22 protein-coding genes are annotated in these 26,585 nt (G+C 69.7%); 12 read left to right on the forward strand and 10 right to left on the reverse strand.

Features of this window, described 5'->3' with window-relative positions; translation table 11 throughout:
• Positions 1–234 precede the first annotated feature (234 nt).
• Positions 235–597 carry a COG4705 family protein gene (locus FH610_RS35860; RefSeq protein ID WP_205826318.1) on the forward strand — a complete coding sequence of 121 codons (363 nt, stop codon included), beginning with the start codon at positions 235–237 and terminating at the stop codon, positions 595–597.
• A 90-nt stretch (positions 598–687) separates the two neighbouring features.
• Here the strand turns inward: FH610_RS35860 and FH610_RS43080 are convergent, their stop codons facing one another.
• Positions 688–837, reverse strand: coding sequence for a hypothetical protein (locus FH610_RS43080; RefSeq protein ID WP_161628159.1), 150 nt, complete (start codon positions 835–837; stop codon positions 688–690).
• 68 nt (positions 838–905) lie between these two features.
• Here FH610_RS43080 and FH610_RS35865 point away from each other — a divergent pair, with 68 nt between their 5' ends.
• The gene (locus FH610_RS35865) at positions 906–1,433 is read left to right on the forward strand and encodes an EF-hand domain-containing protein (protein ID WP_205826319.1); all 528 of its coding nucleotides are present in this window, start codon (positions 906–908) and stop codon (positions 1,431–1,433) included.
• A gap of 102 nt (positions 1,434–1,535) precedes the next feature.
• On the forward strand, positions 1,536–2,465 hold the full coding sequence (locus tag FH610_RS35870) for an SDR family oxidoreductase (protein WP_139579689.1): 930 nt from the start codon (positions 1,536–1,538) through the stop codon (positions 2,463–2,465).
• Positions 2,466–2,518: 53 nt separating this feature from the next.
• Here FH610_RS35870 and FH610_RS35875 read toward each other — a convergent pair whose 3' ends face one another.
• Complete coding sequence (locus FH610_RS35875) at positions 2,519–3,427, reverse strand: RNA polymerase sigma-70 factor (RefSeq protein ID WP_139579690.1); 909 nt, start codon at positions 3,425–3,427, stop codon at positions 2,519–2,521.
• A 546-nt stretch (positions 3,428–3,973) separates the two neighbouring features.
• Between FH610_RS35875 and FH610_RS35880 the strand changes: the two genes are divergently transcribed.
• On the forward strand, positions 3,974–6,115 hold the full coding sequence (locus FH610_RS35880; RefSeq protein WP_139579691.1) for a prolyl oligopeptidase family serine peptidase: 2,142 nt from the start codon (positions 3,974–3,976) through the stop codon (positions 6,113–6,115).
• Here FH610_RS35880 and FH610_RS35885 read toward each other — a convergent pair.
• From FH610_RS35885 to FH610_RS35895, 3 genes are all read right to left on the reverse strand, one after another.
• Complete coding sequence (locus tag FH610_RS35885) at positions 6,047–7,081, reverse strand: WxL protein peptidoglycan domain-containing protein (protein ID WP_161628161.1); 1,035 nt, start codon at positions 7,079–7,081, stop codon at positions 6,047–6,049. The genes FH610_RS35880 and FH610_RS35885 overlap by 69 nt on opposite strands.
• Positions 7,082–7,157: 76 nt before the next feature.
• Positions 7,158–8,687: a purple acid phosphatase family protein gene (locus FH610_RS35890; RefSeq protein ID WP_139579693.1), complete on the reverse strand. Its 1,530-nt coding sequence runs from the start codon at positions 8,685–8,687 to the stop codon at positions 7,158–7,160.
• A gap of 116 nt (positions 8,688–8,803) precedes the next feature.
• On the reverse strand, positions 8,804–10,036 hold the full coding sequence (locus tag FH610_RS35895; protein WP_139579694.1) for a HupE/UreJ family protein: 1,233 nt from the start codon (positions 10,034–10,036) through the stop codon (positions 8,804–8,806).
• A 175-nt stretch (positions 10,037–10,211) separates the two neighbouring features.
• Between FH610_RS35895 and FH610_RS35900 the strand changes: the two genes are divergently transcribed.
• Both FH610_RS35900 and FH610_RS35905 read left to right on the forward strand, forming a co-directional pair.
• Positions 10,212–10,883: a type 1 periplasmic-binding domain-containing protein gene (locus FH610_RS35900; RefSeq protein ID WP_205826320.1), complete on the forward strand. Its 672-nt coding sequence runs from the start codon at positions 10,212–10,214 to the stop codon at positions 10,881–10,883.
• Positions 10,884–11,035: 152 nt separating this feature from the next.
• A complete protein-coding gene (locus tag FH610_RS35905; protein ID WP_205826321.1) occupies positions 11,036–12,547 on the forward strand; it encodes an alpha/beta hydrolase family protein in 1,512 nt (503 codons plus the stop codon).
• Here the strand turns inward: FH610_RS35905 and FH610_RS35910 are convergent.
• The 3 genes from FH610_RS35910 to FH610_RS35920 form a co-directional block, all read right to left on the reverse strand.
• On the reverse strand, positions 12,516–13,142 hold the full coding sequence (locus FH610_RS35910) for a class I SAM-dependent methyltransferase (RefSeq protein ID WP_139579695.1): 627 nt from the start codon (positions 13,140–13,142) through the stop codon (positions 12,516–12,518). The two genes, FH610_RS35905 and FH610_RS35910, sit on opposite strands and share 32 nt — an antisense overlap.
• 69 nt (positions 13,143–13,211) lie before the next feature.
• Positions 13,212–14,087 carry a hypothetical protein gene (locus FH610_RS35915; RefSeq protein WP_139579696.1) on the reverse strand — a complete coding sequence of 292 codons (876 nt, stop codon included), beginning with the start codon at positions 14,085–14,087 and terminating at the stop codon, positions 13,212–13,214.
• 130 nt (positions 14,088–14,217) lie between these two features.
• Complete coding sequence (locus FH610_RS35920) at positions 14,218–14,850, reverse strand: NAD(P)-dependent oxidoreductase (protein ID WP_139579697.1); 633 nt, start codon at positions 14,848–14,850, stop codon at positions 14,218–14,220.
• Between the two features lie 52 nt (positions 14,851–14,902).
• On the opposite strand from FH610_RS35920, the gene FH610_RS35925 reads away from it, so the two are divergent.
• The gene (locus FH610_RS35925) at positions 14,903–15,382 is read left to right on the forward strand and encodes a MarR family winged helix-turn-helix transcriptional regulator (RefSeq protein ID WP_139579698.1); all 480 of its coding nucleotides are present in this window, start codon (positions 14,903–14,905) and stop codon (positions 15,380–15,382) included.
• Here FH610_RS35925 and FH610_RS35930 read toward each other — a convergent pair.
• The gene (locus FH610_RS35930; RefSeq protein WP_139579699.1) at positions 15,379–16,569 is read right to left on the reverse strand and encodes an MFS transporter; all 1,191 of its coding nucleotides are present in this window, start codon (positions 16,567–16,569) and stop codon (positions 15,379–15,381) included. The genes FH610_RS35925 and FH610_RS35930 overlap by 4 nt on opposite strands.
• Positions 16,570–17,286: 717 nt before the next feature.
• Here FH610_RS35930 and FH610_RS35935 point away from each other — a divergent pair.
• The 5 genes from FH610_RS35935 (at position 17,287) to FH610_RS35955 (ending at position 26,084) form a co-directional block, all read left to right on the forward strand.
• Complete coding sequence (locus FH610_RS35935) at positions 17,287–17,979, forward strand: phosphoribosylanthranilate isomerase (protein WP_139579700.1); 693 nt, start codon at positions 17,287–17,289, stop codon at positions 17,977–17,979.
• Entirely contained in the window at positions 17,976–18,659 is a 684-nt protein-coding gene (gene upp, locus FH610_RS35940; protein WP_139579701.1) for a uracil phosphoribosyltransferase, read from the forward strand. Before FH610_RS35935 ends, upp begins: the two co-directional genes overlap by 4 nt.
• A gap of 262 nt (positions 18,660–18,921) precedes the next feature.
• Complete coding sequence (locus FH610_RS35945) at positions 18,922–23,019, forward strand: amino acid adenylation domain-containing protein (protein WP_139579702.1); 4,098 nt, start codon at positions 18,922–18,924, stop codon at positions 23,017–23,019.
• Positions 23,020–23,028: 9 nt separating this feature from the next.
• Positions 23,029–23,970, forward strand: coding sequence for a pseudouridine-5'-phosphate glycosidase (locus FH610_RS35950; protein ID WP_139579703.1), 942 nt, complete (start codon positions 23,029–23,031; stop codon positions 23,968–23,970).
• A gap of 224 nt (positions 23,971–24,194) precedes the next feature.
• Positions 24,195–26,084, forward strand: a complete 1,890-nt coding sequence (locus FH610_RS35955) for an adenylyl cyclase (protein WP_139579704.1) — start codon at positions 24,195–24,197, stop codon at positions 26,082–26,084.
• A gap of 57 nt (positions 26,085–26,141) precedes the next feature.
• Here FH610_RS35955 and FH610_RS35960 read toward each other — a convergent pair whose 3' ends face one another.
• On the reverse strand, positions 26,142–26,570 hold the full coding sequence (locus FH610_RS35960) for an SRPBCC family protein (protein ID WP_139579705.1): 429 nt from the start codon (positions 26,568–26,570) through the stop codon (positions 26,142–26,144).
• Between the last annotated feature and the right edge of the window lie 15 nt (positions 26,571–26,585).

Raw genomic sequence — 26,585 nt, forward strand, 5'->3', positions numbered from 1 at the left:
GAATCGCCACCCGCTACGACAAGACTCCTGCGAGCTACCTCGCCGGCCTCCACCTCCGCGCTGCGATGATCTGGATCAAAGACCTCACCCGGACCACCCCTTGATCACAACCCGATACGCGCCCTAGCGCGCCCTGGCACAGGGCTAGGCGGATCGGGCACTATGTCATCACAACTCCTTGTATATGAATAGGCACTCTGTGTATTTATCCAAGAGAAGGATGTTATGTGAGGTATGTGGAAAACCTGCGAGGACCGCCTGGCGCACTGGCTTCCACATTCACGCTGCGGCACTCCGACAGCTCAGGTCTCGGCTACGGCGGAGGCGTGTGCTCGTCCCGCCCTGCTGGCGCTGCTCCTCGCCCTGAAGTACGTCCCTGTCGTGCCCAACGTGCTGCTGTTCTGGCTCGCCTTCGTCCTGACCCGACCCTTCGGCGCCACCGCAGGTGATCTCCTCACCAAGCCGACCACCATGGGGGGTCTCGACCTCGGAACCGCCGGCTCCTCCGCCGTCCTCCTCGCCGTTCTGTTCGGCCTCATGGGATGGGCCCATCTCCAGGAACGCCGCAACACCCTCGCCACGGCAAGCATCTCCTGAGCCAGATACAGGCAGCTGAACGGAGCGGGTCTTCTCCACGGGCGCCGTCATCGCGGACAGCCGCAACGACGGCGGTGTGGCGGGCTACGGCTACACCGGCACCACCATCCGCGACTCGATCGCGCTCAACCCGACGGTCACCGCACCGTCCTGGGCGCACCGCTTCCTGGGCCGGGTGCCGGCGAACAACGTCGCCACGCTGAGCGACTGCGGGCGCCATTGCTGTAACGGATTAGTCACCTATTGTGTATGGTCACCAAAAGTGACGCCTAGGCAACATGGAGTCTCCCCGAACAGCGGAGGCGGATGTGGCCAGTGAGTTCCAGCGGAAAAAGGTCAGCGGAGTCTTCCGGGCGATGGACGTGGACGGAGACGGCCGGCTGACCGAGGCCGACTTCCAGGCGCTCGCCCGCCGCTGGACGGCCGTCGCCGGATCCGTCGATCCGGAGCGACTCGCCTCCGTCATGACCGGCTGGTGGCCGGTGCTCCGTGCCGCCTCCGGCCCCGACGGCGACAACGCCGTCACCCTCGACGAGGTGCTCCTCGTCGTCGAAGGCCTCGGCGACAGGGCGGACGCCGTCTCCGCCACCGCCGACGCGATGTTCGAGGCCGTCGACCTCAACGGGGACGGCCTCATCTCCCGTTCCGAGTACGGCGTGCTCGTCGAGACGTGGAACGGGACGCCGGCGGCGACCGACGAGATCTTCCCGCGCCTGGACCTGGACGGTGACGGCCACCTCACCCGCGACGAGTTCCGCACCCTCTGGACGGAGTTCTGGGCGGGCGACAACCCGAACGCTCCCGGGACCTACGTCTTCGGCGCGCTGGTGGAATAGCCCAGGGTCGGCGTCACCGCCGCGGCTCGCGCGCGTCACAGATGGGGGCCCTGTCCTGTCTTGTCGGCAGACCGGAACTCTCTGTCGACCAGGAGGTTTGCTGTGGATGCCGTGAGCGTGCCCGATTTGACCGGCAGGGTGGCCGTGGTGACGGGCGGCAGTGACGGGCTCGGTCTCGGCTTGGCCATACGCCTGGCCCGGGCCGGGGCCGAGGTCGTGCTGCCGGTCCGCAATCCCGCCAAGGGCGCCGCCGCCGTCCAGAAGATCCACGCGGCTGTGCCGGAGGCCACCGTCTCCACTCGTGAGCTCGACCTGGCCTCGCTGGAATCGATCGCGGCGCTCGCCGCCACCCTTCGACGCGAGGCCCGCCCGATCGACATCCTGATCAACAATGCGGGCGTGATGGCCCCCGCCACCCGGCAGACCACCGTGGACGGCCTGGAGTTGCAGTTCGGCACCAACCACGTCGGCCACGTGGCGCTGGTGGCACGACTCCTGCCGCTGCTGCGTCTCAGAGGGGCGCGAGTCACCACGATGTCCAGCAGCGCCGCCCGCTCCGCCGCTGTCGACTGGGACGACCTGCAGAGTGAACGGAAGTACTCGCCGATCCGCTCGTACGGTCAGTCGAAGCTGGCCAACCTTCTCTTCGGGCTCGAACTGGACCGGCGCAGCAAGGCCGGCGGGTGGGGCGTCGTCAGCACCATCGCGCATCCCGGCACGACCCTGACCAATCTCTACGCGTCCGGCCCGAACCTGGGCCGCACCCGCTCCGCGCCCTACGAGAGGATCATGAAGCGGCTCCTCCGGTGGGGTCTGTTCGTACAGACGGTCGACGCCGGGCTGCAGCCGGCCCTGTACGCGGCCACCAGTCCACAGGCGCGGGGCGGCCGTTTCTACGGCCCCGACGGCATCGGCCAGTTCACCGGTCGGCCGACGGAGTTGCCCCTCTACAAATCGGTCCGGGTCGAGCGCGATGCGGCCCGGCTGTGGACCGTCTCCGAGCGACTGGCCCGGGTCGAGTTCCCCGCCTGAGGAAAGAAGGATCCGGCCTCATGCCCATCGGCCGCTACCCGGCGCGCGGCGGGTCAGCTCGCGGCGGACAGTGCGGCGATCTTGGCGGGGTTCATCATCCACAGCACCTGGTCGATGCCCTCGTCGGAGGCGTTGACGGTGAGGACCGTGAACAGCTCGCCGTCGTGGCGCAGCAAAGCGGCCGCCTGCCCGTTCACGTCGGCCCATTCCACCTCGACCCCGGCCCAGAACCGGTCCGCGAACGCTCTGATGTACTTCGCGACCCGGAACGCGCCGATCACGGGGATGCGCGAGGCCCGTACGGCACCGCCGCCGTCGGAGTAACTGATGACGTCCGCGGCGAGGAGCTCCTCCAACGCGGCAAGGTCGCCGGAGCGGGCGGCGGCGACGAAGGCGGTGAGCAGCCTGCGCTGGTCGGCTCGCTTCACCGGTGCTCGGCGCTCGGAGACGATGCGTTTGCGTGCCCTGCTGACGAGTTGCCGCACCGCGACCTCACTCGCCTCGATGATCTCGGCGATCTGCCGATAGGGATAGTCGAACGCTTCTCGCAGCACGTAGGCCGCGCGTTCGGTGGGCGAGAGCTTCTCCAGCAGGAGCAGGACCGCGAAGCCGAGGGCTTCGCCTCGCTCGGCGCCGAGGTGAGGGTCACTACTGGTGTCGACGGGTTCGGGAAGCCACGGGCCGACGTACGTCTCGCGGCGGACCCGCGCGGACTGGAGCGCGTTGATGGCGAGGCGCGTGGTCACCGTCGCCAGGAACGCCCCCGGGTCGGTCACGGTGCTGCGGTCGTAAGCCTGCCAGCGCAGCCAGACGTCCTGTAACAGGTCTTCCGCTTCGGTGGAACTGCTCAGGATCCGGTACGCGATTCCGAACAGGCGTGGCCGCACGCTCTCGAAGGTTGCCGCCGCCTGGTCGAGGTCTTCCGTCCCGCCGCGATGGCTCCCCGCACCGATATCCCCCATGGTGATGGCCCCGTTCCGCCGGCGGATGGACCCATACAGCTTTTCACCTGCCCGCCCGGGGCTTCGACAGGGGATCGCGGTTCGTGACGCCGGGTGGTGGTGATCCGGTCGCGTCCTTCTGCCGCCGGCCCTGGGATCTATCTCAAAAGGTTCCGAATTGCCTTCGTGTGATATTGATCTCCACTCGCATTTCCGTATGGCGTCGTTTCTTTCGGGGAATTTAGCGGGAGGATGATTGACGGCTCTTCGCTTCGCAGTGGTCTGAGGCCCGAGAGGCGGGGCCTGCGTTTATCGATCCCAGGCGCGGGGACGGTTGCCGTCGTAATCGCCTAAACCGGGCGAGTCGAACGGATCCAGGAGGCTGACATGACTGGATACCTGCCGTATCGCGATTCCACTCCCGCTGCCCGCATCGGCGGCGTACGCGGCTGGCAGGCGGACATTCTCCGCGGCGAGTCGTAGCCGAGTGAATCGAGGTACTGCGGCGCATGCGGGCCGCAGTGCCTCGACCTGTTACGGGGACCTGATAGAGGCGGGGGGAATTCAATGGCGCGATTGTTCTACCCTGCCGCTTGGCGCAGCGATGTGGTGGAGGATCTGTTCGGATTCCGGGTGTCCGATCCTTATCGGTGGTTGGAAGACGGCGATGACGCGCGCGTGCGGGACTGGGGCGCGGCCCAGGATCGTCTCTTCCTGGCCCACCGCGAGCAATGGCGTGAGAAGGAATCCTGGGCGTCTTCGGTGGACCAGGTGTCCTCCTTCGGCGTGTCGGAGCCCCCGATGGTGCGGGGCTCGCTCATGTTCCTCGCCGAGCAACTCCGCGGGGACGAGCAGCGGCGCCTGCTCGTCGTCGACGCCGAGGGCGACAGGCGGGTGCTGGTCGATCCGGTGGACGTCGATCCGTCCGGCCACACTGGGATCTACGCCTGGTGGCCGTCCCGCGAGGGCGAACGCGTGGCCGTCCAGATGGAGGTCGCCGAGCAGCCCGGCAGCGACATCACGGTGCTCGACGTGCGCACCGGCGAGGTGGTGGACGGACCGTTGCCGCGTGCCCGCAACACCTCGCTCGCCTGGCTGCCGGGAGGGGCCGCGTTCTACTACGTCAGCCGGGTCCCCGACGAGGAACTGGCCCCGGGCGACATGCGGCTGCACCGGCGGGTGCGGCTGCACCGGATCGGCGCGCCCTGGCAGGCCGACACGGTGGTGTTCGGCGGGGAGGACGCCCCGGACCACTATTACGGGCTCACGGTCGGTGCGGACGGTCGTCATCTCGCCGTCACCGCCGTGGTCGGGCCCGCCGCGCGGAACGACGTGTACGTGGCGGAACTCGTCGATCCGGAAGCTCCGCGCTTCGTCAAGGTCGTGGACGGGGCGGCCGTCGGCGCCCGCGTCCTCCCCCGCTTCCTCGCGGACGGCACCCTGCTGCTCGTCACCGACCACCAGGCTCCATGCGGCCGCGTCTGCGTGGCGGACCGGTACGACGCCGGCCCGGCCGCCTGGCGCACGCTGGTAGCCGAAGATCCTGCGGCTCCCCTGGACGAGTGCGTGGTCCTGGACGGCCCGGCGCTTGCGCGGCCTGTCCTGCTGGTGGCACGCGCCCGTCATGGCACCTCCGCCCTGACACTGCACGACCTGGCCGACGGCCGGCCGCTCACCGCGCTGCCCCTTCCCGGCGCGGGCGTCGTGTCCTCCCTGCGGACGAGCGTCCCGCACGGGCACCAGGCGTGGTTCAGCTACTGCGACGCGACCACACCTCCCACCATCTACCGCTACGACGCGGTGCTCGGCACGACGGAGCAGGAAGCCGGCGCCGCGACGGCGGGCCACACTCCGGAGATCCGCAGCCGCGCCGTCCGCTATCGCGCCGGCGACGGCACGGAGATCACGCTGTTCCTGTTCACTCCGGACGAGGACCACCAGGGGCCGCGCCCCACCCTCCTGTACGGCTACGGCAGCTTCGGCATGCCGATGCGCCCCTGGTTCTTCCCCCTGGCGGCCGCATGGGTCGGCGCCGGCGGCACCTACGCGGTCGCCTGCGTACGCGGAGGCGGCGAAGAGGGCCAACGCTGGCACGACGCGGGCCGGGGACCACACAAACACCGCGCGATCAGCGACTTCAACGACGCCGCGGCGTGGCTCATCGAGACCGGCGCGACCACCCGCGACCAACTGGCGATATACGGCCAATCAGCGGGCGGTCTACTGGTCACGGCCGCCGCCGTCCGGCGACCGGACCTGTACGCCGCGGTCGTCGCCGAAGGCCCGCTGTGTGACATGGTGCGCTACGAACGATTCGGCCTGGGATGCACATGGACCGACGAATTCGGCAGCGCCTCCCAGCCCGAACAACTCCAATGGCTCCTGTCGTGCTCCCCCTACCACAACGTCACGCCCGGAACCCTCTATCCCGCCTTCCTCTTCACCGGCGCGGTGACCGATCTGCAGACCGGAGAGGCCCATGTCACCAAAATGTGCGCGGCCCTCCAGCACGCCACCGCCGGCGACCGGCCGATCCTCATGCGCCGGGAACCCGACACCGCCCACGCCGCCTCGCCCGCGAGCAAGGAACGTGCCCTGACCGCGGACATCCTGGCCTTCGCCGCCGAACACACCGGCCTGTCACCGAAGACGACGGCCATGCCCCTTCGCGACCCCGCGGCGGAGCGTGGTCTTCCGGCGGCGCCGTGAGGCGAGAGCCGCGACGAAGAGCCCGCAGAGGACGACGAGGACAAGCAACAGCGCCCAGGGGAGGGTCCACGCGTGCGCGGTGCTCTCCACGACGGCGAGCGGGGCGACCGAGCCCGCCGCGTCGGTGAGCAGCGGGACGAGCGTGACCGTCCCCGTCAGTCTCAGCGCGGGAGTCACTCCGTGCACCGGTACGGAGACCTTCCAGGTGTCGCCGGGGAGCAGCCGGGGCGAGTCGTCGATGCGTCCCGCGCGGGCGCCCCAGTGCCCGAAGGGTCCGGACAGGGACACCGCCTGACGAGCGGTGAGAACGCTGTCGCCGCCGTTGCGGATCGTGTAGGTGACGGTGGCGTCGCCCGTCCCGAGCGGATTGGGCGTGCCGGAATAGCGCACCCGCAGGTCCTCCACCGACAGGCTCGGCTTCAGTTCTCCGCCCACGCGCAGGCGGATCCGGATGCCGCGACGCCGCCCGTCCGCCGCGCCGGTCGGGGCCGGTGCGGCGACGATGCCGCCCATGTACTCGCCGGGCGCGGCGTCGTCCGGAAGCGTGACCGTGAACGGGACCTCGGCCGACTCTCCGGGCCGGACCGTCACGTCGGGCCGGTCCGGGTGGACCCATGCACCCACCCCGGTCGACGTCGCGTCCTGGCCGAGCAGGTCGAGCCGGCCCTGCCGGGTGGTGAACGCGTCCGCGGCGTACACGCTGAGGTGGAGCGGCGTCGTGCCGTGGTTGGCGACCACGAGACCGTCCTCGATCCGCCCGCCCGGATCCAGTGTGTAGCTGTAGTTCCGCCGGTCGGACCCGAAGTCGCCGGAGGCCGTCGCGACCGTCCAGGAGACCTCGCCGTCCGCCGCCGCGGCGGGGCCCGTTCCCGCTCCCAACAGGCCGAACGCGGCGAGCAGCGCCACGACGACGGCCCGGGCGAGGGAGCCTGCTGCGGTTGTCGTACGCGGTCTCGGCGGGTGCATCTGCATGATCCTCGGGTGGTCTCGGGGAGTGGGGCCGGATCGGCTGATCGTGAGGGCCCCACTCGCCCTCGGTCGTCTACTGGAGCCAGTCGGACTCGGCCGCGGCCTGCTTGTCCTCGCCGGCCTTGCCTTCGTTCGTGTGGATCACGACCTTGTCGACGGTGGAGCCGACCGGCTGAGCGGCGCTCGCGCCGCTGTCCGGGCCGCACCAGGACTCCTGGCCCAGCTCCACCGCGGCGTTGGGGGCGGCGCAGGTGCCGCTGCGGATGTTCTCGACGACGAGCTTGTTCCCGCGCACCTGGACCCGCACGTACGTACGGACGTGCTCCTGGTTCTCGACCGAGTTGGCCCAGTGGCTCTTGGGGTTCAGCGGGTCGGGACCGTAGTTCGGGTCCTTGGTCGTGTCCGGAGCGGTGAGGTCGTAGTACTTCGAACCCGACGCCGAGTTCGCCGTCACGTAGATGACGCCGCCCGGGCCCTTGGACACCTCGGTGGCGCCGGGCTGCTCGTCCTTGTCCGCCTTCTGCCCGTTCTTGATCACGTAGCTGCGGGAGTAGCTGTGGTCGTGACCCTGCAGGACCAGGTCGACGCCGAGCTTCGAGAAGGCCGTCGGGAAGTCCTGGCGGCGCACCTTGTTGTCGGCGTCGTTCGCGTGGCTGGCCGGCGAGTAGATCGCGTGGTGGTAGATGAGCACCGTGTGCTTGGCGCCGGCGCCGTGCTTGTTGACGACATCGGTGATGTAGGCGATGTGCGCGGCGTCGGAGCCGCTGGCGTACGCGTTGCTGTTGATGTCGATGAACAGGATGTTCTTGTACGTGAACCAGTAGTCGCCGCCCGACCGGGTCGTCGCGCTGCCGTTGTAGTACGGCGCGGAGCGGTCGGTGTTCGGCGTCCAGAAGTGCTGCTCGTACGCCTTGCCGCCGACGTCGTGGTTGCCGATGGTGGCGGCCCAGGGGTACTGGCGCAGCTTGTCGGACGCGAGGAACGCGTTCCACTGCGTCTCGGTGTTGGCGGACTCGACCTGGTCGCCGCCGGAGACCAGCAGCTCGGCCTTCGGGTTGGCGGCGAGGGCGACGTTCAGGGTGTCCTCCCACCCGGCGCCGTCCTTCGCCACGTTGCCGGACGAGCCGATCTGCGGGTCGCCGAAGAACAGGAAGTCGAGATTGTCGCCGTTGAAGTCCTGGGTCGTGAAGGAGTACGTCGGGGACCAGTCGCCCTCGGCTCCGACCCGGTAGGAGTAGGCGGTGTTCTGCTTCAGGCTGTCGATCGTGGCGTGCGCGTTGTAGCCGCCGTTGACGACGTTCGCGGTGACCGTGGCGGGGAAGGTGACGGCGTTCGCGGGGAACCGGCCGTCGACGACCTCGGACGCCGGCGCGACCTGGACCACCTGCGCGGTGCCGGCCGAGGAGTACCACGACAGGACGCGCTGCGTCTCGTCGGCGCCCACCCCGAGGACGACGCCGGTGAGCGTCGCGCTGTCGGCGTGGGCCGCGGTGGCCAGGCCGCCGCCGAACACGGCGCCGGCGCTGAGGGCTGCCGCGGTGGCGCTCATGGCCACCCGGCGCAGGACGAGCCCGGGGCCCTGAGTCCCCTTGTCGAGCTTCATTGCTTTCCATCCATTTGGGGGTATTGGAGCGGTTTGCACGATTTCGGGACTCGATGGCGCGGAGATGAACGTGGAGCAGGCGGGCCGTTGCGCTTGCCGGAAGTTGTGAGGTGATCTCAGATTCCGGGAATTCTCTGCACGAACCACACCAGGCCCATCGCGGACACACCCGCCGCGATCGCCCCGGTCGTCCACAGCCCCACGATCGGCCGCCGGTGACGCAGCAGGGCGAGCAGCGGGAAGACGGCGACGATAACCGTCAGCTGGACGACCTCGATGCCCACGTTGAAGACGAGCAGCGACCACAAGAGCGTCCACGACCAGGCCTGATCGATGCCCAGTGCCGCGGCGAAGCCGAGACCGTGCACGAGGCCGAAGCAGAAGACCACCGCGAGCCGCGTCCAGCCCGTGCCGTCCAGGCCGAGGCGGCCGTGACCGGCCGTCTCCAGATCTGCGGCGTGCGACCGGTGTCGCCAGACGCGCCACAGATGCCAGCCCGCGACGACCGCGATCGAGAGGGCGATGACGGGCTCGACGAACGACGCGGGCGCCTCCACGAGGCCGAGGGCGGCGAGGACGAAGGTCACCGAGTGGGCCAGTGTGAAGGTCGTCGCCGCCAGCACGATCTCGCGCAGGCGGCGTGACCCCGCGATGAGCGCCAGCAGGAACAGGATGTGGTCGAGCCCGCCGAGCAGGTGCTCGGCTCCGAGCCGGAAGAACTCCCAGAACCGCTCGAACCAGGACTGGTGCGTGGAGAACGACCGATGCTGAGCGTCGAGGGCGGTGCTTCCGGACTTCAGGTCGAGATCGTAGGTGACGATCGTCTTGCTGTCGCGCACGTACCCCTCGGAGCCGGCGAACAGCGCGCTGCGCACCTCGTGCGCTTCGGCGGACCCCGGGCACCGGTAGTCGAGGGTCAGCCGCGCGTACGGGACGCCCTCGCGTCGCCCGATCGTGAAGCCGCCGTCCCTGACCGGGGCGCACGCCTCGCCCCCGGCGGTGACGCCGAAGCGTTCGCTGACGTACGCGACGACCGAGCCGGCGTGGGCGTCGAGAGCGGCGGCCTGCTGACCCGAGTCACCGGCCTCGAACGCCGCGGTGCCCGCTCTGAAGAGCGGGTCGTCCTTCTCGTAGTCGGCGGCGGAGACGACGAGCAGGTCGTACTCCAGCTGGAGCTCGGTGCGGACGTGCCCGGCCTGGGGCGAGTCGAGGTTGACGTAAACCGTCGAGGTGAACCCGTGAGCGAGGGCGGGCGGGGCGCCGAGCGGAGCGGAGAGGGCACTGAACAGGACGGCCACGGCTGCGGCGGCGATGACAGCACAGACACGACGCCGAGCGGCGGGGGACATATGACTCCTTTTCGGCTTTGCCGTACGAAATCTGCTCGATTGAGATGAACGAGCGGTATCTCGGACGAGAACCGTCGAGGAACCACGCCCGGCGGAGGCGGCCGCGGCGTCGGAGGCCGCAAATCATGCGGTAGGAAATAGGCGCACTTCCCACCGCCCCCGAAGGACGATCCCCATGCGCTCTCGGCTTCTGCCTGCCTGCACACTGGCCGCGGCAGTCGCGACCGCCCTGCTGGCCGGCGGATGCGGCTCCGGCGACGACTGGTCCCGGCCGCATGCGAAGCCCACCGCCGTCGGCACCCCCGGCCCGGGCTTCTTCCCGGCCGCGTCACCCGCCCCGGAGGCGACGATCACGCCCCGGCCCGGCTCCTGGAACGGGGTCCGTCCGCCGGAGGGCTACCGCGTGGTGCTGCTCACCGCGGGGGAGGACCGCCAGACCACGACGCTGGTGAGCGCGGTGACGGCGTGGGCCGAGGAGGAGCGCGTCAGCCTCAGGACCCTCACGGCCACGCGGCCGGACCAGTTCGTGCCGACCATCAGCAGGGCGATCGACATGAGGCCCGACCTCATCGTCAGCGCCGGCGACGCCCTCGTCGACCCCCTGGCCCTGGTCACCCCCAACCACCTCGACCAGCAGTTCCTCGTGGTCGGCGCGGAGCTGGCCGAGCCCACGGAGAACGTCACCGCCGCCGACTGGACCGGTGCGTCGTTCCGCGGCGAGGGGCTCGGCATGTCCTCGGCGTACGATCCCGCCAGCTTCACCCCCGAGCGCGCCGGGCGTGCGGTCCGGGCGGGTGCCGCGGCCGTGCTCAACGGCATGACCGGCATCGTGCTCTGGCTCGATTAGTGGAGTGTCCACTCAGGTTCGCCGGGCCGCTTCCGGGCCTTTGGTGATCAGACTCCGGGATCACCGTCGGCACGATGATGCGACTGCGGTCGCACGAAAGCGGGGACTCCAGGAGGACGCGCGAGCGGCCTGCGTGATCAACGATTGGTCGCGTGATCGAGACCATCGGGGGGATCGGCATGTCACCCCTGGAGATCCTGCTTCTGCTGGGCGTCGTCGGCCTGCTGTCGTCGCGGTGGTGCCCGCCCCGAGCCCGGCGGCCGGTCGCGCTCGCCGCGGCGGCGGTCGTCGCCGTGTCCGGGATCGTGCTGACCGTGCGCGGATTGCGCTGGCAGATGGCGCCCGCGCTCGCCGGCGTCCTGGTCGCGCTCGCGTTCGCCGTGCCAGTGCTCGCCGGACGCCCGGCGCGGCGGGTGAGACGGTGGCTCGCCCTGCCGGGAGTCGTGGTCTGCATCGGCCTGGTTTGCGCGAGCGCGACCGCTGCCTGGGCAGTGCCCGTGCCCGTGTTCCCCGGGCCGTCCGGTCCGTACGCGGTGGGCACGGCCGTGATGCAGTGGACCGACGTCTCTCGCCCGGAGCCCGCCACCGATGAGCCCGGCGACCACCGCACGGTCGTGGTCCAGTTGTGGTACCCCGCCCCCAAGGGCACGGCCGGTCCCCGTGCCCGGTATCTCGGCCGCACAGAGCGGGAGGCGCGCACGGTCGCCGACGGCCTGACCGGCTACATCGGCGTGCCCGCCTTCCTGCTCGACGACGCGGTCCGTGCCCGCACCGGCGCCGTGTACGACGCGCCCGCGGCGGCCGGGCGGTTCCCGATCGTGCTGTTCTCTCCCGGGCTGGGAGGCGTGCGCACCCAGAACACCGCGTGGGCGGAGGAACTGGCCGGCCGCGGCTACGTCGTCGCGGCCCTCGACCACCCGTACGACTCCGCCGCCGTCGTGCTCGACGATGGACGGACGATCCGCACGCGGGTCGTGGCCACCGGCGACGACGAGGAGGACAGACGGCTCGCGACCGGCTGGACGGCGGTCAGGGCCGCCGATCTCAGCTTCGTCCTCACCCAGCTCGGCCGCCTCGACAGGGGCGAGATCCGCGGCCCGCTGACCGGACGGCTCGACACCGCGCGGGCGGCGGCGACCGGGCACTCCATGGGCGGAGGCGCCGCCCTGCGGGCCGCCCGCCAGGACTCCCGGTTCGCGGCGGTGATCGACCTGGACGGCTACCCGTACGACCCCGCGCCCGGGTCCTACCATCAGCCGGTGCTCGCGCTCACCCATCCCGTCGACCCGGCCGACAACCCGTCGTACATCCCTCGTCTCACCCGGATCCTCTCGCTGAGCACGTCGGAGAGCTACCGGATCACGGTCCCCGGCGCGGCGCACCTCACCTTCGCCGACGCGCCGCTCTACATGCCGCCGGTGCCGTCCGTTGTCGGCTCCCTGGGCCGCACCGGGGGCCTGACCGTCACCACGGCGGCCACCATGGCCTTCCTCGACGCCACCCTGCGTGACAAACCCGGCGACCTGGCCACGCTCCTGCGCCCGTACGGCGATCTCACCGTCCACCGGCCCGTGCGGAAGGACGACACGGGGAACCGTGACGCTGACGACGGCCACGACGGTCTCGATCGGGTCAGGGCCGGACGGCCAGCACCCGGAAGCTGATTCCGCGGGCCGTCCGCGTCACCGACTCGATCGCGAAACCGGCCTGCTCCAGGTAGGGCCGGGGATCGCGGGTGAGATAGTCGGCCTCGAACCGCACCGACAGCGGTTCCAGCAGCCGCATCCCGGCCCGGATGACCGGGTTGCTCGACGGTCCGTGCTCGGCGAGCACGAACCGCCCGCCCGGCCTGAGCACGCGGTAGGCCTCGCGCGCGGCGGCCAGCGGATCCGGGATGGTGCACATCGTGAACGTGGACAGCACCGTGTCGGCGACGCCGTCGGGCAGGTCCAGGCGCTGCACGTCGCCCTGCCGCAGCTCGACCCGCTCGCCGAGGCCGGCCTCCGCCACCCGCCGCCGCGCCAGTTCCAGCATGCGCTCGGACAACTCGATCCCGACGACCGTGGTGCCGGCGCCGTACAGCGGGAGGTTGAGCCCCGTGCCGACCGCCAGCTCCACCACGTGACCGCGCGCCTGCCCGACGGCCCACTCCCGGCTGCCCGGAAACAGGCGGCGCTCCCAGGCCTGCATCTGGCTGTCATACCGGTCCGCCAGCCGGTCGAACACCCGGCGTACGTCGGCATCCGTGGTAGCCCGCATCCCACGACCTTTCACGATGGGGGAGGTCTCCGCGAATCGTTCCACGGCATGGGCCCCCTCCGGGAGGGCCTATTCGGCGGCGACCCTGTCATCCGGGTGAATAACCAGTGGGATTCCGAAGTTCGGCTGCCGGTTCGCCGGCAGGTCGTTGAAGTCCACGATGGCGGATGCCGGCGGCGCCGTGATCTTCACGTTCGCGTGCCATCGGTATCGGGTGTCCACCACGTTCCTCTGAATCCTCCGGACCCATTCGCCGTCGCGGGTGTAGTCATATTCCTTCGAGGAGTACCGCGTGACCAGGCGGACGGGCAACCCGGCCTTGTCCACGAACAACCTGAACGAAACCGTGTACTTGTACGGATTGTAAGGACCCTGCTCGCTGTACAGGTTCTGCGTCTTCAGGGTGCCGCGATACTCACCGGAGCGGAGGGAAGAGGCCTTCGAGATCACGAACTTGAGCCTCGCCGGGCTGAGGACGTCGACGAGCTGGTCGCCGCGCTGGCCGTAGTCCTGCCAGGACGGGTTGTCCTCGCCGAACGTGACCCAGGTCTTGCCTTCCGGCATCGGACCCCAGTGGAAACCCTGGACGTAGGTATAGCGGCCGACGTTGACCGCGCGAAGGGGAGTGCGCATGGCTTCCAGCTCTTCAGGGGGCAGGGCGGCCCGGAGACCGGGGGTGATCACCCCCCGGGAGGTGAGGTCGTAGCCGACTACTCCGGACTTTCCGAACCCGATCCTGCCGGTGGTCCGGCGGATATAGGTCTGCTTGTCTTCCGAAATGCTCGTCCGGGCCGTCTCGGAAACCAGAACCCCTCGCCCCGCCGCGAACTGCTGCCGGAGAGCGTGGACCGGGTCGGCGGATGAAGCGGCATGAGCGGCGCCGGCGCCGGTGAACAGCGCGGCGAGCACACCGAACAGAACGGCAAGCACATTGAGGCGCTTCATATCGCTCCCTGATTCGCGGCACGGGATGGAAATCCTGCCGCCTGCGAATCACGAAGTGATCTCGAAGACGGGCGTTTTTTCACTCTTCATCGATTTCCGTACGCCCGGCTGAGCCGTGGTCTGCCAGAAGTCAGTACGCGACGGTGAAACGGGTCCGGTGGTGGCGCGGTTGTTCGGCTTCGTCGAGCAACGCCACCGCGAGGTCCTCCATCGAGATCCGGGACTCGCCGTCGGCGTCGACCACCAGCTCGTCGCCGCCCACCCGGTACACGCCGGTCCGCTCGCCGGGGACGAGCAGGTCGGCCGGGCTCAGGTAGGCCCAGTCCACGATGGTGTTGGCCCGGCAGGCCGCCAGCTGCTCGACGCACGCCGCCGCGATCGGCAGCAGGAAGGACGGATAGCCCGCCCGGTCCATCAGGCGGCCGCCGCCCTCGACGGTCAGGCTGCCCGCACCGCCGACGAGCAGCAGGCGTACGCCGGTCTTGGCGCACGCCGCGAGCAGTGTGGTGGCGACCGTGACCAGTTGGCCCTCGTCGCCGGGCGCCGGGCAGGTCGCGGTGATCACCAGGTCCTGCCCGGCGGTCAGCGCGACGACGTCGTTCACGTCGGTCGCGTCGCCGACCCGGGCCCGTGCCTCGCCGGGCAGTCCGGCGAGCCGTACCGGATTGCGGGCCACGCCGGTCACCTCGTGTCCGCGGGACACGGCCTCGGCGACGACGCGCCTGCCCACGTTCCCGGTCGCCCCGAACACTGTGATGCGCATGCCGCTACTTCCTCTCGATTTGTGGGGGTGCCGCGGGCGGTACCCTTGCCGTGTGCCGGATCATGTGGACCACGTCCTGCAGCAGTGGGCCGATGCCCGCCCTGACCTGGACGTGTCCCCGATGGCGGTCTTCGGCCGGCTGTCGCGGCTGACGCAGCTCGTCAACAACGAGCTGCGCCGCACCTTCGCCGCACACGACCTGGACCCCTCGTCGTTCGACGTCCTGGCCACCCTCCGCCGCGGCGGCCGGCAGGCCCCGGCCGAGCTGATGCGCTCCGCCATGATCACCTCAGGGGCGGTCACCCAGCGCCTCGACCGGCTGGAGGCGCGGGGCCTGGTGACGCGGACGCCCAGCGACGTCGACGGCCGTGGTGTCCACGTCGATCTGACCGACGCCGGTCGCGAGCTCATCGACCGGGCGCTGCCCGACCACGTGGACACCGAACGGCGCCTGCTCGCCGGGCTCACCCCCGCCCAGCGGGAGAACCTGGCCGAGACCCTCAGGCAACTGCTGATGTCGCTGGGCGACTAGACCCGCTTGGCGGCGGACACCACCAGCGACGTCAGGATCACGAGCCCCGCCGCGACCCACAGCACACCGGTCACCGCGACCGCCCCGACGATGAGGCTGGCGAACAGCGCTCCCAGCGCGATCGCCAGGTTGAACATGCAGGTGTTCAGCCCGGTGGCGGCCTCGATGCCCTGCGGCGCCGCCTTGATGATCCAGGTCTGCACGCTCACCGGCAGGCCGCCGAACGCGAAACCCCACGCGATCAGCAGGATCGACCCGGTGACCGCGTTGCCGCCGAGGAACGGGAACGCCGCCAGGATGACCGCGAGCGCGACGCTGACCACGACGATCGTGCCGCGGACGTTGCGGCCCGCCCACGAGCCGGCGATGAGGTTGCCGACCATCCCGGCCACGCCGTACGCCAGCAGCAGCGGGCCGACGAACGCCGGGCCGACCCCGGAGATGTCCTGCAGGATCGGGCTGACGAACGTGAAGGCGCCGTAGTGCCCGGACACCAGCAGGAAGGTGGCGACGACACCGATCCGGACGGCGGGCGTGCGCAGCTGCTCGCCCAGCGTGCGCAGCCGGACGGGCTCGGTCGCCGGCATCTTCGGCAGCAGCACGGACAGCGCGATCACCAGCAGGAGCGCGACTGCGGCGACCGCGCCGAACGCGATGCGCCAGCCGGTGAGTTCGCCGACGAGCGTGCCGGCGGGGACACCGAGGACGTTGGCGGCCATGGCACCGAAGAAGATCAACGAGGTGGCCTTGGCGACATGCGACTCGGGCACCAGCCGGACACCGAGGCCCGCGGCGAGCGACCAGAAGCCGCCGATGCTGACGCCCACGAACAGCCGGGCCACCATCAGCACGGCGTACGTGGGGGTCACCGCGGACACGACGTTGGCCACCAGCGCCAGCAGGATCAGGCCGAGCAGGACCACCCGCCGGTCCAGCCCGCGGATCGCCACGGGGAGCAGCGGCGCGGTGACGGCGGCGACCAGGCCGGACACGGTCACCATCAGGCCGACCTCGCCGTCGGTGACGTGCAGGCCGTCGCCGATGGCCGTGAGCAGGCCCATGGGCAGGTTCTCGACGGTCACCACCAGGAAGGTCCCCAGCGCGACGGCGATCACCGCGATCCAGTTCTTGAGGGGGACGCGATCTGGCCTGTCGGTCCCGGCGGAGACGGACTCGATGACTGTCATCTGGTTCCTCCTGTGCGCGTGGGCCCGGTCCGGGCAGGCGTGAACGAACGTCGTGCGTCGGTTGGGTCGAGCTGTCGTGCCGATCGGCCCCGGCGGCCGTGGATCAGTGGCAGGCAAGTTCGCTTAGCACTAAGAGACATTACCTTAGTGCTAAGCGATTGGCCAGACGGGAGGCCGTCCGGGTTCGAGGTGCGCGGGCCGGTGGCGGCACCCGGGCAGCGTGGACGGGCGCGAGATCCGGTGATCGCGGCGCCCGGTGCCCGGGAACCGCGCCGGCGAACGATCTGGGGAAAGCGCTTGCTTGTGGTGCATTCTCACCACCGTTTCTCGCGCGTGCTCGTCGGGGCACTCCGAAACGGAGGCTAGTTCCGCGTTTCCCGTCGGGTCAACGAGAGTCGCACGCGACTCGGGGCGGGCCGTCAAACGATAGGGGTTGTAAGGGGTTGCCGGCCGTCTCTTCCGCGTTCGGCCCCGGGGCACCCGAAAAGTCCAAAGGTGTCACGGATCGTCCTGACATGCTGTGGGGCTGCTAGGGGTTGTGGGAAAAGCCCGTCGCCGCGAATTCTGAATACGCCTCGCAGGCCGGAGTATTCGCGCCGTTGCGAATTCCATCTCGACAGGCCGAACTTTCGCGGGCTGCTCAATGCCATCGTTCGTGGCCGATTGCAATTCGTTTCCGACCGAGGCCGCTCAGGCCGGTTCGAAAGGCGGGTCAACATGCAGGGACTGATTCAGGTAGCCGGTGTCATCGACCAGGCCGAGGCGGACCTGATCCGCGAGGAAGGCGCGGACTGGCTCGGCTTCGCCTTGCGGCTGCCGGCGAAGAACGAGGACCTGTCCGAGGAGGAGGCCGCGGCGATCGTCAAGGAGATCCAGCCGGAGCACAGGGGCGTCGTGATCACCTACCTGACCGACGCCGAGGAGATCAAGACCTTCTGCGAGGAGCTGGGCGTCACCGCGATCCAGCTGCACGGCGACGTGACGGGCGAGGAACTGCGGAAGCTGCGGCGCATCGCCCCCGACCTGTACGTGCTCAAGAGCCTCGTGGTCAAGCAGGACAACCTCGACGAGCTGGCCAAGATCGTGGACGAGGCGGCCGAGTGGGTCGACATGTTCATCACCGACACCTTCAACCCGGCCACCGGTGCCAAGGGCGCCACCGGACTGCTGCACGACTGGTCGATCAGCGCGGAACTGGTCCGGATCTCACCCAAGCCGCTGATGCTCGCCGGCGGGCTGAACCCGGACAACGTCGCCGCCGCCATCGCCGAGGTTCGCCCGGCCGCGGTCGACGCGCACACCGGCCTGGAGGACCCGGTGACGCGTCGCAAGGACCGGCTGAAGGTGCGCAAGTTCGTCCAGGAGGCCCGCAGGGCCTTCGCCCAGCTGGAGGCGGGTGAGAAGGCATGACCATCACGGCGACGCAGGCGGCCGGCACCACGAACGACACCGTGCATCTGCTGCCGCAGACCAGGCAGTTGCGGGCGCTGCACACGATCATCCGCGACCGGAACGCCGACCTGGAGCGCTTCGTCACCACGTCGGGCCGGATCATCCGCCAGCTCATCGAGACGGCCATGGATCTCCTGCCGTTCGAGCCGCTCGACGTGCAGACCCCGGTGGGGCGCACCTACCACGGCCTGCGGCCGGCCAGGCCGATCTGCGGGGTGTCCGTCCTGCGCGCCGGGGAGAGCATGGAGCACGAGCTGCGCGTGATGTCGCCGGGAGTGCGGATCGGCAAGATCCTCATCCAGCGGGACAAGGTCACGAAGCTGCCGCGGCTGTACTACTCCGCGCTGCCCGCGGACATCGACCGGCACAGCGTGCTGCTGCTGGACCCGATGCTGGCCACCGGCGGGACCGCGCTGGCCGCCATCGAGGTGCTGCTCGCCCACGGGGTCGCGGAGGACGACATCGTCTTCGTCACCCTGCTGTCGGCGCCGGAGGGCATCGACGCGGTCCACGCGCGTCACCCGAACCTGCGGATCGTGACCTCGGCCATCGAGGAACGGCTGAACGAGAACGCCTACATGATCCCCGGCATCGGCGACTTCGGCGACCGCTACTTCGGTACGGACGTCCCACGTTGACGTCTCCCCTCCCCGAGGGGAGGGGATTCCAACCGTCGCCGGTCAGATTCTTCCTGCTCCACCGGCGACAGCCCCGGGACGAACCCACCCCAGGGTTTCACGTGGCCTCCACAGGCTTCACGTCCCGTCGGCCCGGCGGTAGGCCCGACCGGCCTGCGGCGCAGGCCGGTCACCCCCGCGGGTGAGCGCGGGAAACGGGTGACGGCGTCCGAGGGCCACGGCTTCCCAGTAAACCCTTGTCCGTCCATCGCAGGGGGAGGAAATGATCACCACTCCAGTCGCTGAAGCGAGGCGGGAATCACCCGAGGACACCTGTCTTCCCGATCTGCTCGACGCTCAGGCCCGGTCGCGCCCCGATGCCACGGCGGTCGTCTGCGGAGAGCGGCGGCTGACCTTCCGCGAGCTCGCGGAGGGCGGCGCGGCCCTCGGCGGGCACCTGCGGGAGCTCGGCGTGGACCTCGACGAATGTGTGGGGCTCTTCGTAGAGCCGTCGATCGACCTGATGGTCGGCGTATGGGGGATCCTGCGGGCCGGCGGCGCCTACCTGCCGCTGTCCCCCGAATACCCGGAAGAGCGCCTCCGCTACATGATCGAGGACGCCGGCGTGCGGGTCGTCGTCACCCAGGACGAGCTCGTGGACAGGCTGACCGAGCTGGCGCCCGCCGGGACGCGGATCGTCACCCTGAAGGACGCGGAAGGCTTCGCGGGTTCGCCCGTAGGCGACCGGCACTCCGACCGCCACCCGGGCCTGCGTCCCGGCAACCTCGCGTACGTCATCTACACCTCCGGCAGCACCGGCAAGCCGAAGGGCGTGATGATCGAGCACCGCAGCATCGTCAGCCAGATGCGGTGGCTGCACGCCGGCTACGGGATCGACCAGGACAAGGTCATCGTGCAGAAGACGCCGATGAGCTTCGACGCGGCGCAGTGGGAGATCCTCGCGCCGGTCTGCGGCTCCGTGGTCGTCGTGGGCCCGCCCGGGGTCTACCGGGACGCCGAGCGGCTGATCGACGTCATCAGGACGCACGACGTCACCACGCTGCAGTGCGTTCCGACGCTGCTGACGGCGCTGCTGGACACCGAGGAGCTGCAGAGCTGCACCTCGCTCACGCAGGTCTTCACCGGCGGCGAGGTCCTGTCCAAGGTGCTGGCGACGAGCTTCTTCGACACCATGCCCGGGTGCGCGCTGGTCAACCTGTACGGCCCCACCGAGTGCACGATCAACTCGTCGGCGTACACCGTGGACCCGGCGACCGTCGACGAGGGCCCGAACGCGATCTCGATCGGGGCGCCGGTCGACCACACCGACTACCACATCCTCGACCTGGCCGGGGCGCCTGTGGCCGTCGGCGAGATCGGCGAGCTGTTCATCGGAGGCATCCAGGTGGCCCGCGGCTACCTGCACAAGCCCGAGCTGACCGCCGAGCGGTTCGTGGACAACCCGCTCGGCGAGGGGAGGCTGTTCAAGACCGGTGACCTCGCGTACTGGAACGCCGACGGCACCGTCCAGTTCGTCGGCCGCGCGGACAACCAGGTCAAGCTGCGGGGGTTCCGGGTCGAGCTGGACGAGATCAAGCTGGCCATCGAGACCCACGAGTGGGTCAAGCACGCCGCGGTCATCGTCAAGGACGACCCGCGCACCGGGTTCCAGAACCTGATCGCCTGCGTGGAGCTGAATCCCAAGGAAGCGGCGCTGATGGACCAGGGCAACCACGGCGCCCACCACCAGTCCAAGGCCAGCCGGCTCCAGGTCAAGGCGCAGCTGTCCAACGCCGGGGTCCGGGACGCCGCGGAGCTCGACGGCAGGCCGGTGATCGACCTGCCCGGTAAGCAGGCGACCGCGCGGCAACGCGGGCTGGCGTTCGCCCGCAAGACCTACCGGTTCTACGAGGGCGGGGAGGTCGGCCGGGGCGACATCCTGAAGCTGCTGGACAGGAAGGCCGAGGGCGCGCGCTCCCGCGGCCTCGACACCGTCGGCCTGGAGGATCTCGGCGAGATCCTGCGCTACCTCGGCCAGCACCTCAGCGAGGAACGCCTGCTGCCGAAGTACGCGTACGCCTCGCCGGGGGCGTTGTACGCGACGCAGCTCTACCTGGAGATCAACGGGATCGGCGACCTCCGGCCGGGCTTCTACTACCACCACCCGGTGGAGCACCGGCTCGTGCTGATCGGTCCGGCCGCCGGGGGAGCGGAGCCTCGGGTGAGGCTGCACTTCGTCGGCAAGAAGCGGGCGATAGAACCGGTCTACAAGAACAACATCCGCGAGGTCCTGGAGATCGAGACCGGCCACATGGTCGGCCTGTTCGAGGAGGTGCTGCCCGACTACGGCCTGGACATCAGGCCCCTGGAGTACGCGCCGGCCACGAAGGACCACCTGGACTGCGCCGCCGAGGACTACTACCTCGGCACGTTCGAGCTGGTCCCGTACGCGGGGCCGCGGCAGGACGAGGTCGACCTCTACGTCCAGGCGCATCCCGGGAAGATCGCCGACCTGCGGGCGGGCCAGTACGCCTACGAGAACGGGCGGCTGCGGCTGATCTCCGACGAGCTCATCCTCAAGAAGCACGTCATCGCGATCAACCAGCAGGTCTACGACCGGTCGAGCCTCGGGATCTCGGTGATCAGCAGGAACGCCGAGGACTGGCTGCACTACATCGACCTGGGACGCACGCTGCAGCACCTGTCGATGAACGACGTCAACATCGGGTTCATGTCGTCCGGATACAGCTCCAAGTCCGGCGACGACCTGCCCTCGGCGCGCCGGATCGACGGCATCCTCCGCTCCAACGGCCGGCCCACCGGCCCGTCCTACTTCTTCATCGGCGGCCGCGTGAGCGACGAGCAGCGGCTGAGCGAGGGGATGAAGGAGGACTCGGTCCACATGAAGGGACCGGCGGAGATGATCAGGGACGACCTGATCAACTTCCTGCCGGACTACATGATCCCGAACAAGGTCGTCGTGCTGGACCGGCTCCCGTTCACGGCGAACGGGAAGATCGACGTCAGAGGGCTGGCCGAGTCCGACGCGACGAACGTGGACAACGCCGACCGGCCGTACGTCGCGCCGCGGACGATGACCGAGCGCAGGATCGCCGAGCTGTGGAAGAAGGCGATGAAGCGGGAGACCGTCTCGGTGGAGGACGACTTCTTCGCCTCCGGTGGCAACTCGCTCATCGCCGTCGGGCTGATCAACAAGATCAACCGGGAGTTCTGCGGCTCGCTGCCCCTCCAGGTGCTGTTCGAGTGCCCCACCATCGAGAAGCTCGCCCGGCGGCTCGACGGAACCGAGTCCGAGGCGTGCTCCCGGCTCGTGCCGCTGCAGCGGGAGGGCTCCGACCAGCCCATCTACTGCTGGCCGGGCCTCGGTGGCTACACGATGAACCTGCGCACGCTGGCCGCCAGGATGGGCGTCACCCAGCCCTTCTACGGAATCCAGGCGTACGGCATCAACCCCGAGGAGGTGCCGTACGCGACCATCGGCGAGATGGCGGCCGAGGACGTCAAGGCGATCCGGCGGCTGCAGCCGTCCGGTCCCTACACGCTGTGGGGATACTCGTTCGGCGCGCGCGTCGCGTTCGAGGCCGCCTACCAGCTGGAGCAGGCCGGTGAGCGGGTGGAGCACCTCTTCCTGATCGCACCGGGCTCGCCGAAGGTCCATCTGGCGGGCACGTCCGAGCACGAGCGCGAGGCGGGTTTCGGCAACAAGGCGTACGTGACGATCCTCTTCTCGGTCTTCGCCGGCACGATCACCGGGCCGCTGCTGGAACGGTGCCTGGCCGAGGCCGTGGACGAGGAGAGCTTCGCCGCCTTCATCCACCGCAACTTCCCCGACCTGGACATCGACCTCGTACGCCGGATCATGCGGGTGGTGGGCGAGACCTTCGAGTTCAGTTACACCTTCCGTGAGCTGGCCCAGCGAAGGATCGACGCACCGATCACCATCTTCAAGGCCAGGGGCGACGACTACTCGTTCCTGGAGAACAGCAGCGGCTATTCGGCGACGGCCCCGGTCGTCGTCGACCTGGAAGCCGATCACTACGGCCTGCTCAAGGAACCGGAGATCGACGAGCTGGTCGCAGCCATCAGGGATCGTCTCGGGACGCACTGTAAGGAGATCATCATGCCGCACGTCAGCATCAAGCACTTCCCGGTCCCCCTTACCGAGCAGCAGCACTCCGACCTGGTCGCCGCGGTGACCAAGGCCATGACGAGCGCCTTCGGCTGCGAGGAGGGCTCGGTGTCGATCATTCTGGAGCCGGTCGCGAAGGAGCAGTGGGACGAGAAGGTCTACATCCCGGAGATCCTCAACCAGAAGCACAAGCTGAACAAGCTGCCGAACTACGGCCCGGCCGCGAACTGAGGGGCGACGATGACCCGGGAGCATGGGCGCGTCCCGCTGGTTTACAGCGAGGAGGTCGCGGACGCACTCGCCGAGAGGCGGCCGGTGGTGGCGCTGGAGTCGAACGTCATCACCCACGGCCTGCCCTATCCGGACAACGCCGCGACCGCGCGGAAGGTCGAGGACGCGGTCCGGGCGGGCGGCGCGATCCCGGCCACGATCTGCGTCGAGGGCGGCCAGATCAAGGTCGGGATGACGGACGAGGACGTCGAGCGGTTCGCCTCGACGCCCGGCATCCCCAAGGTCAGCAGCCGGGACCTGCCGGTGATCCTGGCCCAGGGCGGGCTCGGCGCGCTGACGGTGGCCAGCTCGGTGGTGGCGGCCGAACTGGCCGGCATCCCGTTCTTCTCGTCGGCCGGCATCGGCGGCGTGCACCGGGGCGCGGAGAAGACCATGGACGTCTCCTCCGACCTGATCCAGTTCACCCGGTCGAAGGTGGCCGTCGTCTGCGCCGGGGCCAAGAGCATCCTCGACCTGAACCTGACGATGGAGTATCTGGAGACCCACTGCGTGCCGGTGGTGTCGTACCGGTCGGACGACTTCCCCGCGTTCTACTGCGTCTCCAGCGGCATCCGCAGCCCGCAGCGGCTGGACGACGAGCGGGTGATCGCGCGGGCGGTGGAGAACCACTGGGCGCTCGGCAACAACAGTTCGTTCCTGATCACCACGCCGGTGCGGGAGGAGGACGCGATCGACGCGTCCGAGGTGGACGCGGCCATCGCCGGTGCGATGGCCGCCGCCGAGCGGGACGGCGTGCGCGGCAACGCGATCACCAAGTATCTGATGCGCGCCGTGGACGCGGCCACCGAGGGCCGGTCGTCCAAGGCGAACATGTCCGTGCTCGTCAGCACGGCGGAGGTCGGCGGGCGCCTGGCCGCCGCCCACGCGCGGTATCTCGAAGAGACCGCCTGATCCGAGCCCTGGACCGCCCCGGAGCCTGCCCGCTCCGGGGCGGTTCGGCGTTTTGGGGGAGCCGTGTCCGAAAAATCAAGGGATAGCGCCGGGGCCGGTTCGCGCGGTACAAACATCCCACACATTTTTTCAGGGCTTGATACAAGGCGGGCCCGCGAGAGAGCGCTCTCTCGGCTGCGTACGCAGCGGAAAGGACGAACCGTATGACGACCCAGACTCCTGGCATGGGGAGTCCCAGGAGGCGGCGCTCCGGCCGCCGGTTGATCGGCCGGGCGTTCACGTTCGGTCTCGTGCTGACGACCGCCGTCGTGACGGCGGGAACGACGGCCGCCACCGCCGCACCGGCCCCGGCCCACGGAAACCACGGGAACGGAGGAGCCCCCGACCTCGGGCCCGACGTCACCGTCTTCGACCCCGGCATGCCGGTCGACCAGATCCAGGCGACCCTGGACGCGGCGCACACGGCGCAGGTCGACAACGAGATGGGCGCCGAGCGCCACGCCTACCTCTTCAAGCCCGGCACGTACGGCACCGCCGAGCACCCGCTCCAGATCAAGGTCGGCTACTACACCGAGATCGCCGGTCTCGGCGCCTCGCCCACCGACGTCGTCATCAACGGCAAGGTCGAGGTCTACAACCGCTGCCTGGAGAACAACGGCACCGGCAACTGCCTCGCGCTCGTCAACTTCTGGCGCACGCTGTCGAACCTGTCGGTCAACATCAACGCGGCGGGGCAGGACGGCTGCCGCCAGACGGCGAACTTCTGGGCCGTCTCCCAGGCGGTCTCCATGCGCCGCCTCAACGTCAGCGGCGGCACCCTGTCGCTGATGGACTACTGCACCGCCGGCCCGCAGTACGCCAGCGGGGGCTTCATCGCCGACTCCCGGCTGCCGTCCGTCACCAACGGTTCCCAGCAGCAGTGGCTGACCCGCAACACCGAGATCGCCGGGTGGTCCAACGGCGTGTGGAACCAGGTCTTCTCGGGCGTCGTCGGCGCGCCGGACGAGTCCGGCTTCCCGAACCCGCCCTACACCACGGTGGAGAACACCCCCGTCAGCCGGGAGAAGCCCTACCTGTACGCCGACGCGCAGGGCGGGCTCAACGTCCGCGTGCCCGCCGCGAGGAAGAACACGCGCGGCGTCTCGTGGGCGAACGGCATGACGCCGGGCCGCACGGTGCCGCTGTCGGACTTCTACGTCGCCAAGCCGTCCGACTCGGTGCAGGTCATCAACAGCCAGCTCGCGCGCGGCAAGAACCTGCTGCTCACGCCCGGCGTGTACGACATCGCGCGGAGCATCGAGGTCAAGCGCCCCGACACGGTGGTCCTCGGCCTCGGGCACGCCACCCTCACCGCCGTACGCGGCGCGACCCCGATCGACGTCGCCGACGTCCCCGGCGTGGTCGTCGCCGGCGTCACCGTCGACGCGGGTCTCCAGAAGTCCCCCGTCCTGCTGCGGGTGGGCAGGGAACACGGCGGCCACCGGACCTCGGCGGACAACCCGACGACCCTGTCCGACGTGTACTTCCGGGTCGGCGGGCCGCACGTCGGCAAGACCGAGACCGCTCTCGAGGTCGACAGCGACAACGTGCTCATCGACCACACCTGGGTGTGGCGCGCCGACCACGGCGTCGAGGGCTTCACCGACACGCAGCGCTGGAACACCAACATCGGCCGCTACGGCGTCGTCGTCAACGGCGACCACGTGACGGCGACCGGCCTGTTCGTCGAGCACTTCCAGCGCTACAACACGGTCTGGAACGGCGAGGACGGCACGACGATCCTCTACCAGAACGAGCTGCCGTACGACCCGCCGACGCAGGCCGACTGGATGAACGGATCCGTGGAGGGCTACGCCGGCTACAAGGTCGGCGACCGCGTGAAGAGGCACACCCTCTACGGCGCGGGCGTCTACGTCTTCAACCAGAACAACCCGCAGATCCACACCGAGAACGGCTTCGAGGTGCCGCAGACCCCGGGCGTGCGGCTGCACCACATCATGACGGTCAACCTCAGCGCCGGGACGATCGACCACGTCGTCAACGGCGTCGGCGACGCGGCCGACACGACCAAGGTCGGCGCGCCGCAGTACGTCGCGGACTACCCGGCCCAGTAGTCACCCGCGTGGGCCGGGGTCCCCGATCGGACTCCGGCCCACCGTCGGCAGAACCGCTCACACGGCGTCGCCGGATTCGCAGCGCCGTCTGAGGCTCTCGGCCTCCGTGCGTACGAACCTGCGGGTCCGGCCGCCCAGCAGCAGGCCCATCACAGGCGCCAGCGGTCCTGACTGGTCGATCCCGAGCAGGACCGACACCCCGCTCTCCCCGGGCGTGAGCACGTGCGTCCCGACCGTGGTGACGCCCCCGCCGGTCGCCCGCCAGGCGAAGGAAGCGCCCTCGGTGAACTCGGTCACCTGCCAGACCATCGGGGGAAGCCCCGGCTGCTTGATCCGGACTCGGCCGCCGAGGCTCAGCGGGCCGTCGCCGAGGGGCTCGACCGTGGTCATGGTGGGGGTGAACTCGGGCCATCTGGCGACGTCCGTCATGACCCGCCAGACCCGCTCCGCGGCGGCGTCGATGTCGACGCTGGTCTCGAACCGCATGCCCGCCGTCACTCC

The organism is Microbispora catharanthi, from assembly GCF_006334915.2.
In the GTDB taxonomy this organism is placed as follows: Bacteria; Actinomycetota; Actinomycetes; order Streptosporangiales; family Streptosporangiaceae; genus Microbispora; species Microbispora catharanthi.

Coding starts and splice junctions, on each gene's coding strand:
- FH610_RS35910 (WP_139579695.1), bottom strand. CDS start 13,142: ATGCGGGCTACCACGGATGCCGACGTACGCCGGGTGTTCGACCGGCTG.
- upp (WP_139579701.1), top strand. CDS start 17,976: ATGACCATCACGGCGACGCAGGCGGCCGGCACCACGAACGACACCGTG.
- FH610_RS35860 (WP_205826318.1), top strand. CDS start 235: ATGTGGAAAACCTGCGAGGACCGCCTGGCGCACTGGCTTCCACATTCA.
- FH610_RS35880 (WP_139579691.1), top strand. CDS start 3,974: ATGGCGCGATTGTTCTACCCTGCCGCTTGGCGCAGCGATGTGGTGGAG.
- FH610_RS35920 (WP_139579697.1), bottom strand. CDS start 14,850: ATGCGCATCACAGTGTTCGGGGCGACCGGGAACGTGGGCAGGCGCGTC.
- FH610_RS35950 (WP_139579703.1), top strand. CDS start 23,029: ATGACCCGGGAGCATGGGCGCGTCCCGCTGGTTTACAGCGAGGAGGTC.
- FH610_RS35930 (WP_139579699.1), bottom strand. CDS start 16,569: ATGACAGTCATCGAGTCCGTCTCCGCCGGGACCGACAGGCCAGATCGC.
- FH610_RS35875 (WP_139579690.1), bottom strand. CDS start 3,427: ATGGGGGATATCGGTGCGGGGAGCCATCGCGGCGGGACGGAAGACCTC.
- FH610_RS35900 (WP_205826320.1), top strand. CDS start 10,212: ATGCGCTCTCGGCTTCTGCCTGCCTGCACACTGGCCGCGGCAGTCGCG.
- FH610_RS35890 (WP_139579693.1), bottom strand. CDS start 8,687: ATGAAGCTCGACAAGGGGACTCAGGGCCCCGGGCTCGTCCTGCGCCGG.
- FH610_RS35955 (WP_139579704.1), top strand. CDS start 24,195: ATGGGGAGTCCCAGGAGGCGGCGCTCCGGCCGCCGGTTGATCGGCCGG.
- FH610_RS35915 (WP_139579696.1), bottom strand. CDS start 14,087: ATGAAGCGCCTCAATGTGCTTGCCGTTCTGTTCGGTGTGCTCGCCGCG.
- FH610_RS35895 (WP_139579694.1), bottom strand. CDS start 10,036: ATGTCCCCCGCCGCTCGGCGTCGTGTCTGTGCTGTCATCGCCGCCGCA.
- FH610_RS35885 (WP_161628161.1), bottom strand. CDS start 7,081: ATGCACCCGCCGAGACCGCGTACGACAACCGCAGCAGGCTCCCTCGCC.
- FH610_RS35945 (WP_139579702.1), top strand. CDS start 18,922: ATGATCACCACTCCAGTCGCTGAAGCGAGGCGGGAATCACCCGAGGAC.
- FH610_RS35960 (WP_139579705.1), bottom strand. CDS start 26,570: ATGCGGTTCGAGACCAGCGTCGACATCGACGCCGCCGCGGAGCGGGTC.
- FH610_RS35935 (WP_139579700.1), top strand. CDS start 17,287: ATGCAGGGACTGATTCAGGTAGCCGGTGTCATCGACCAGGCCGAGGCG.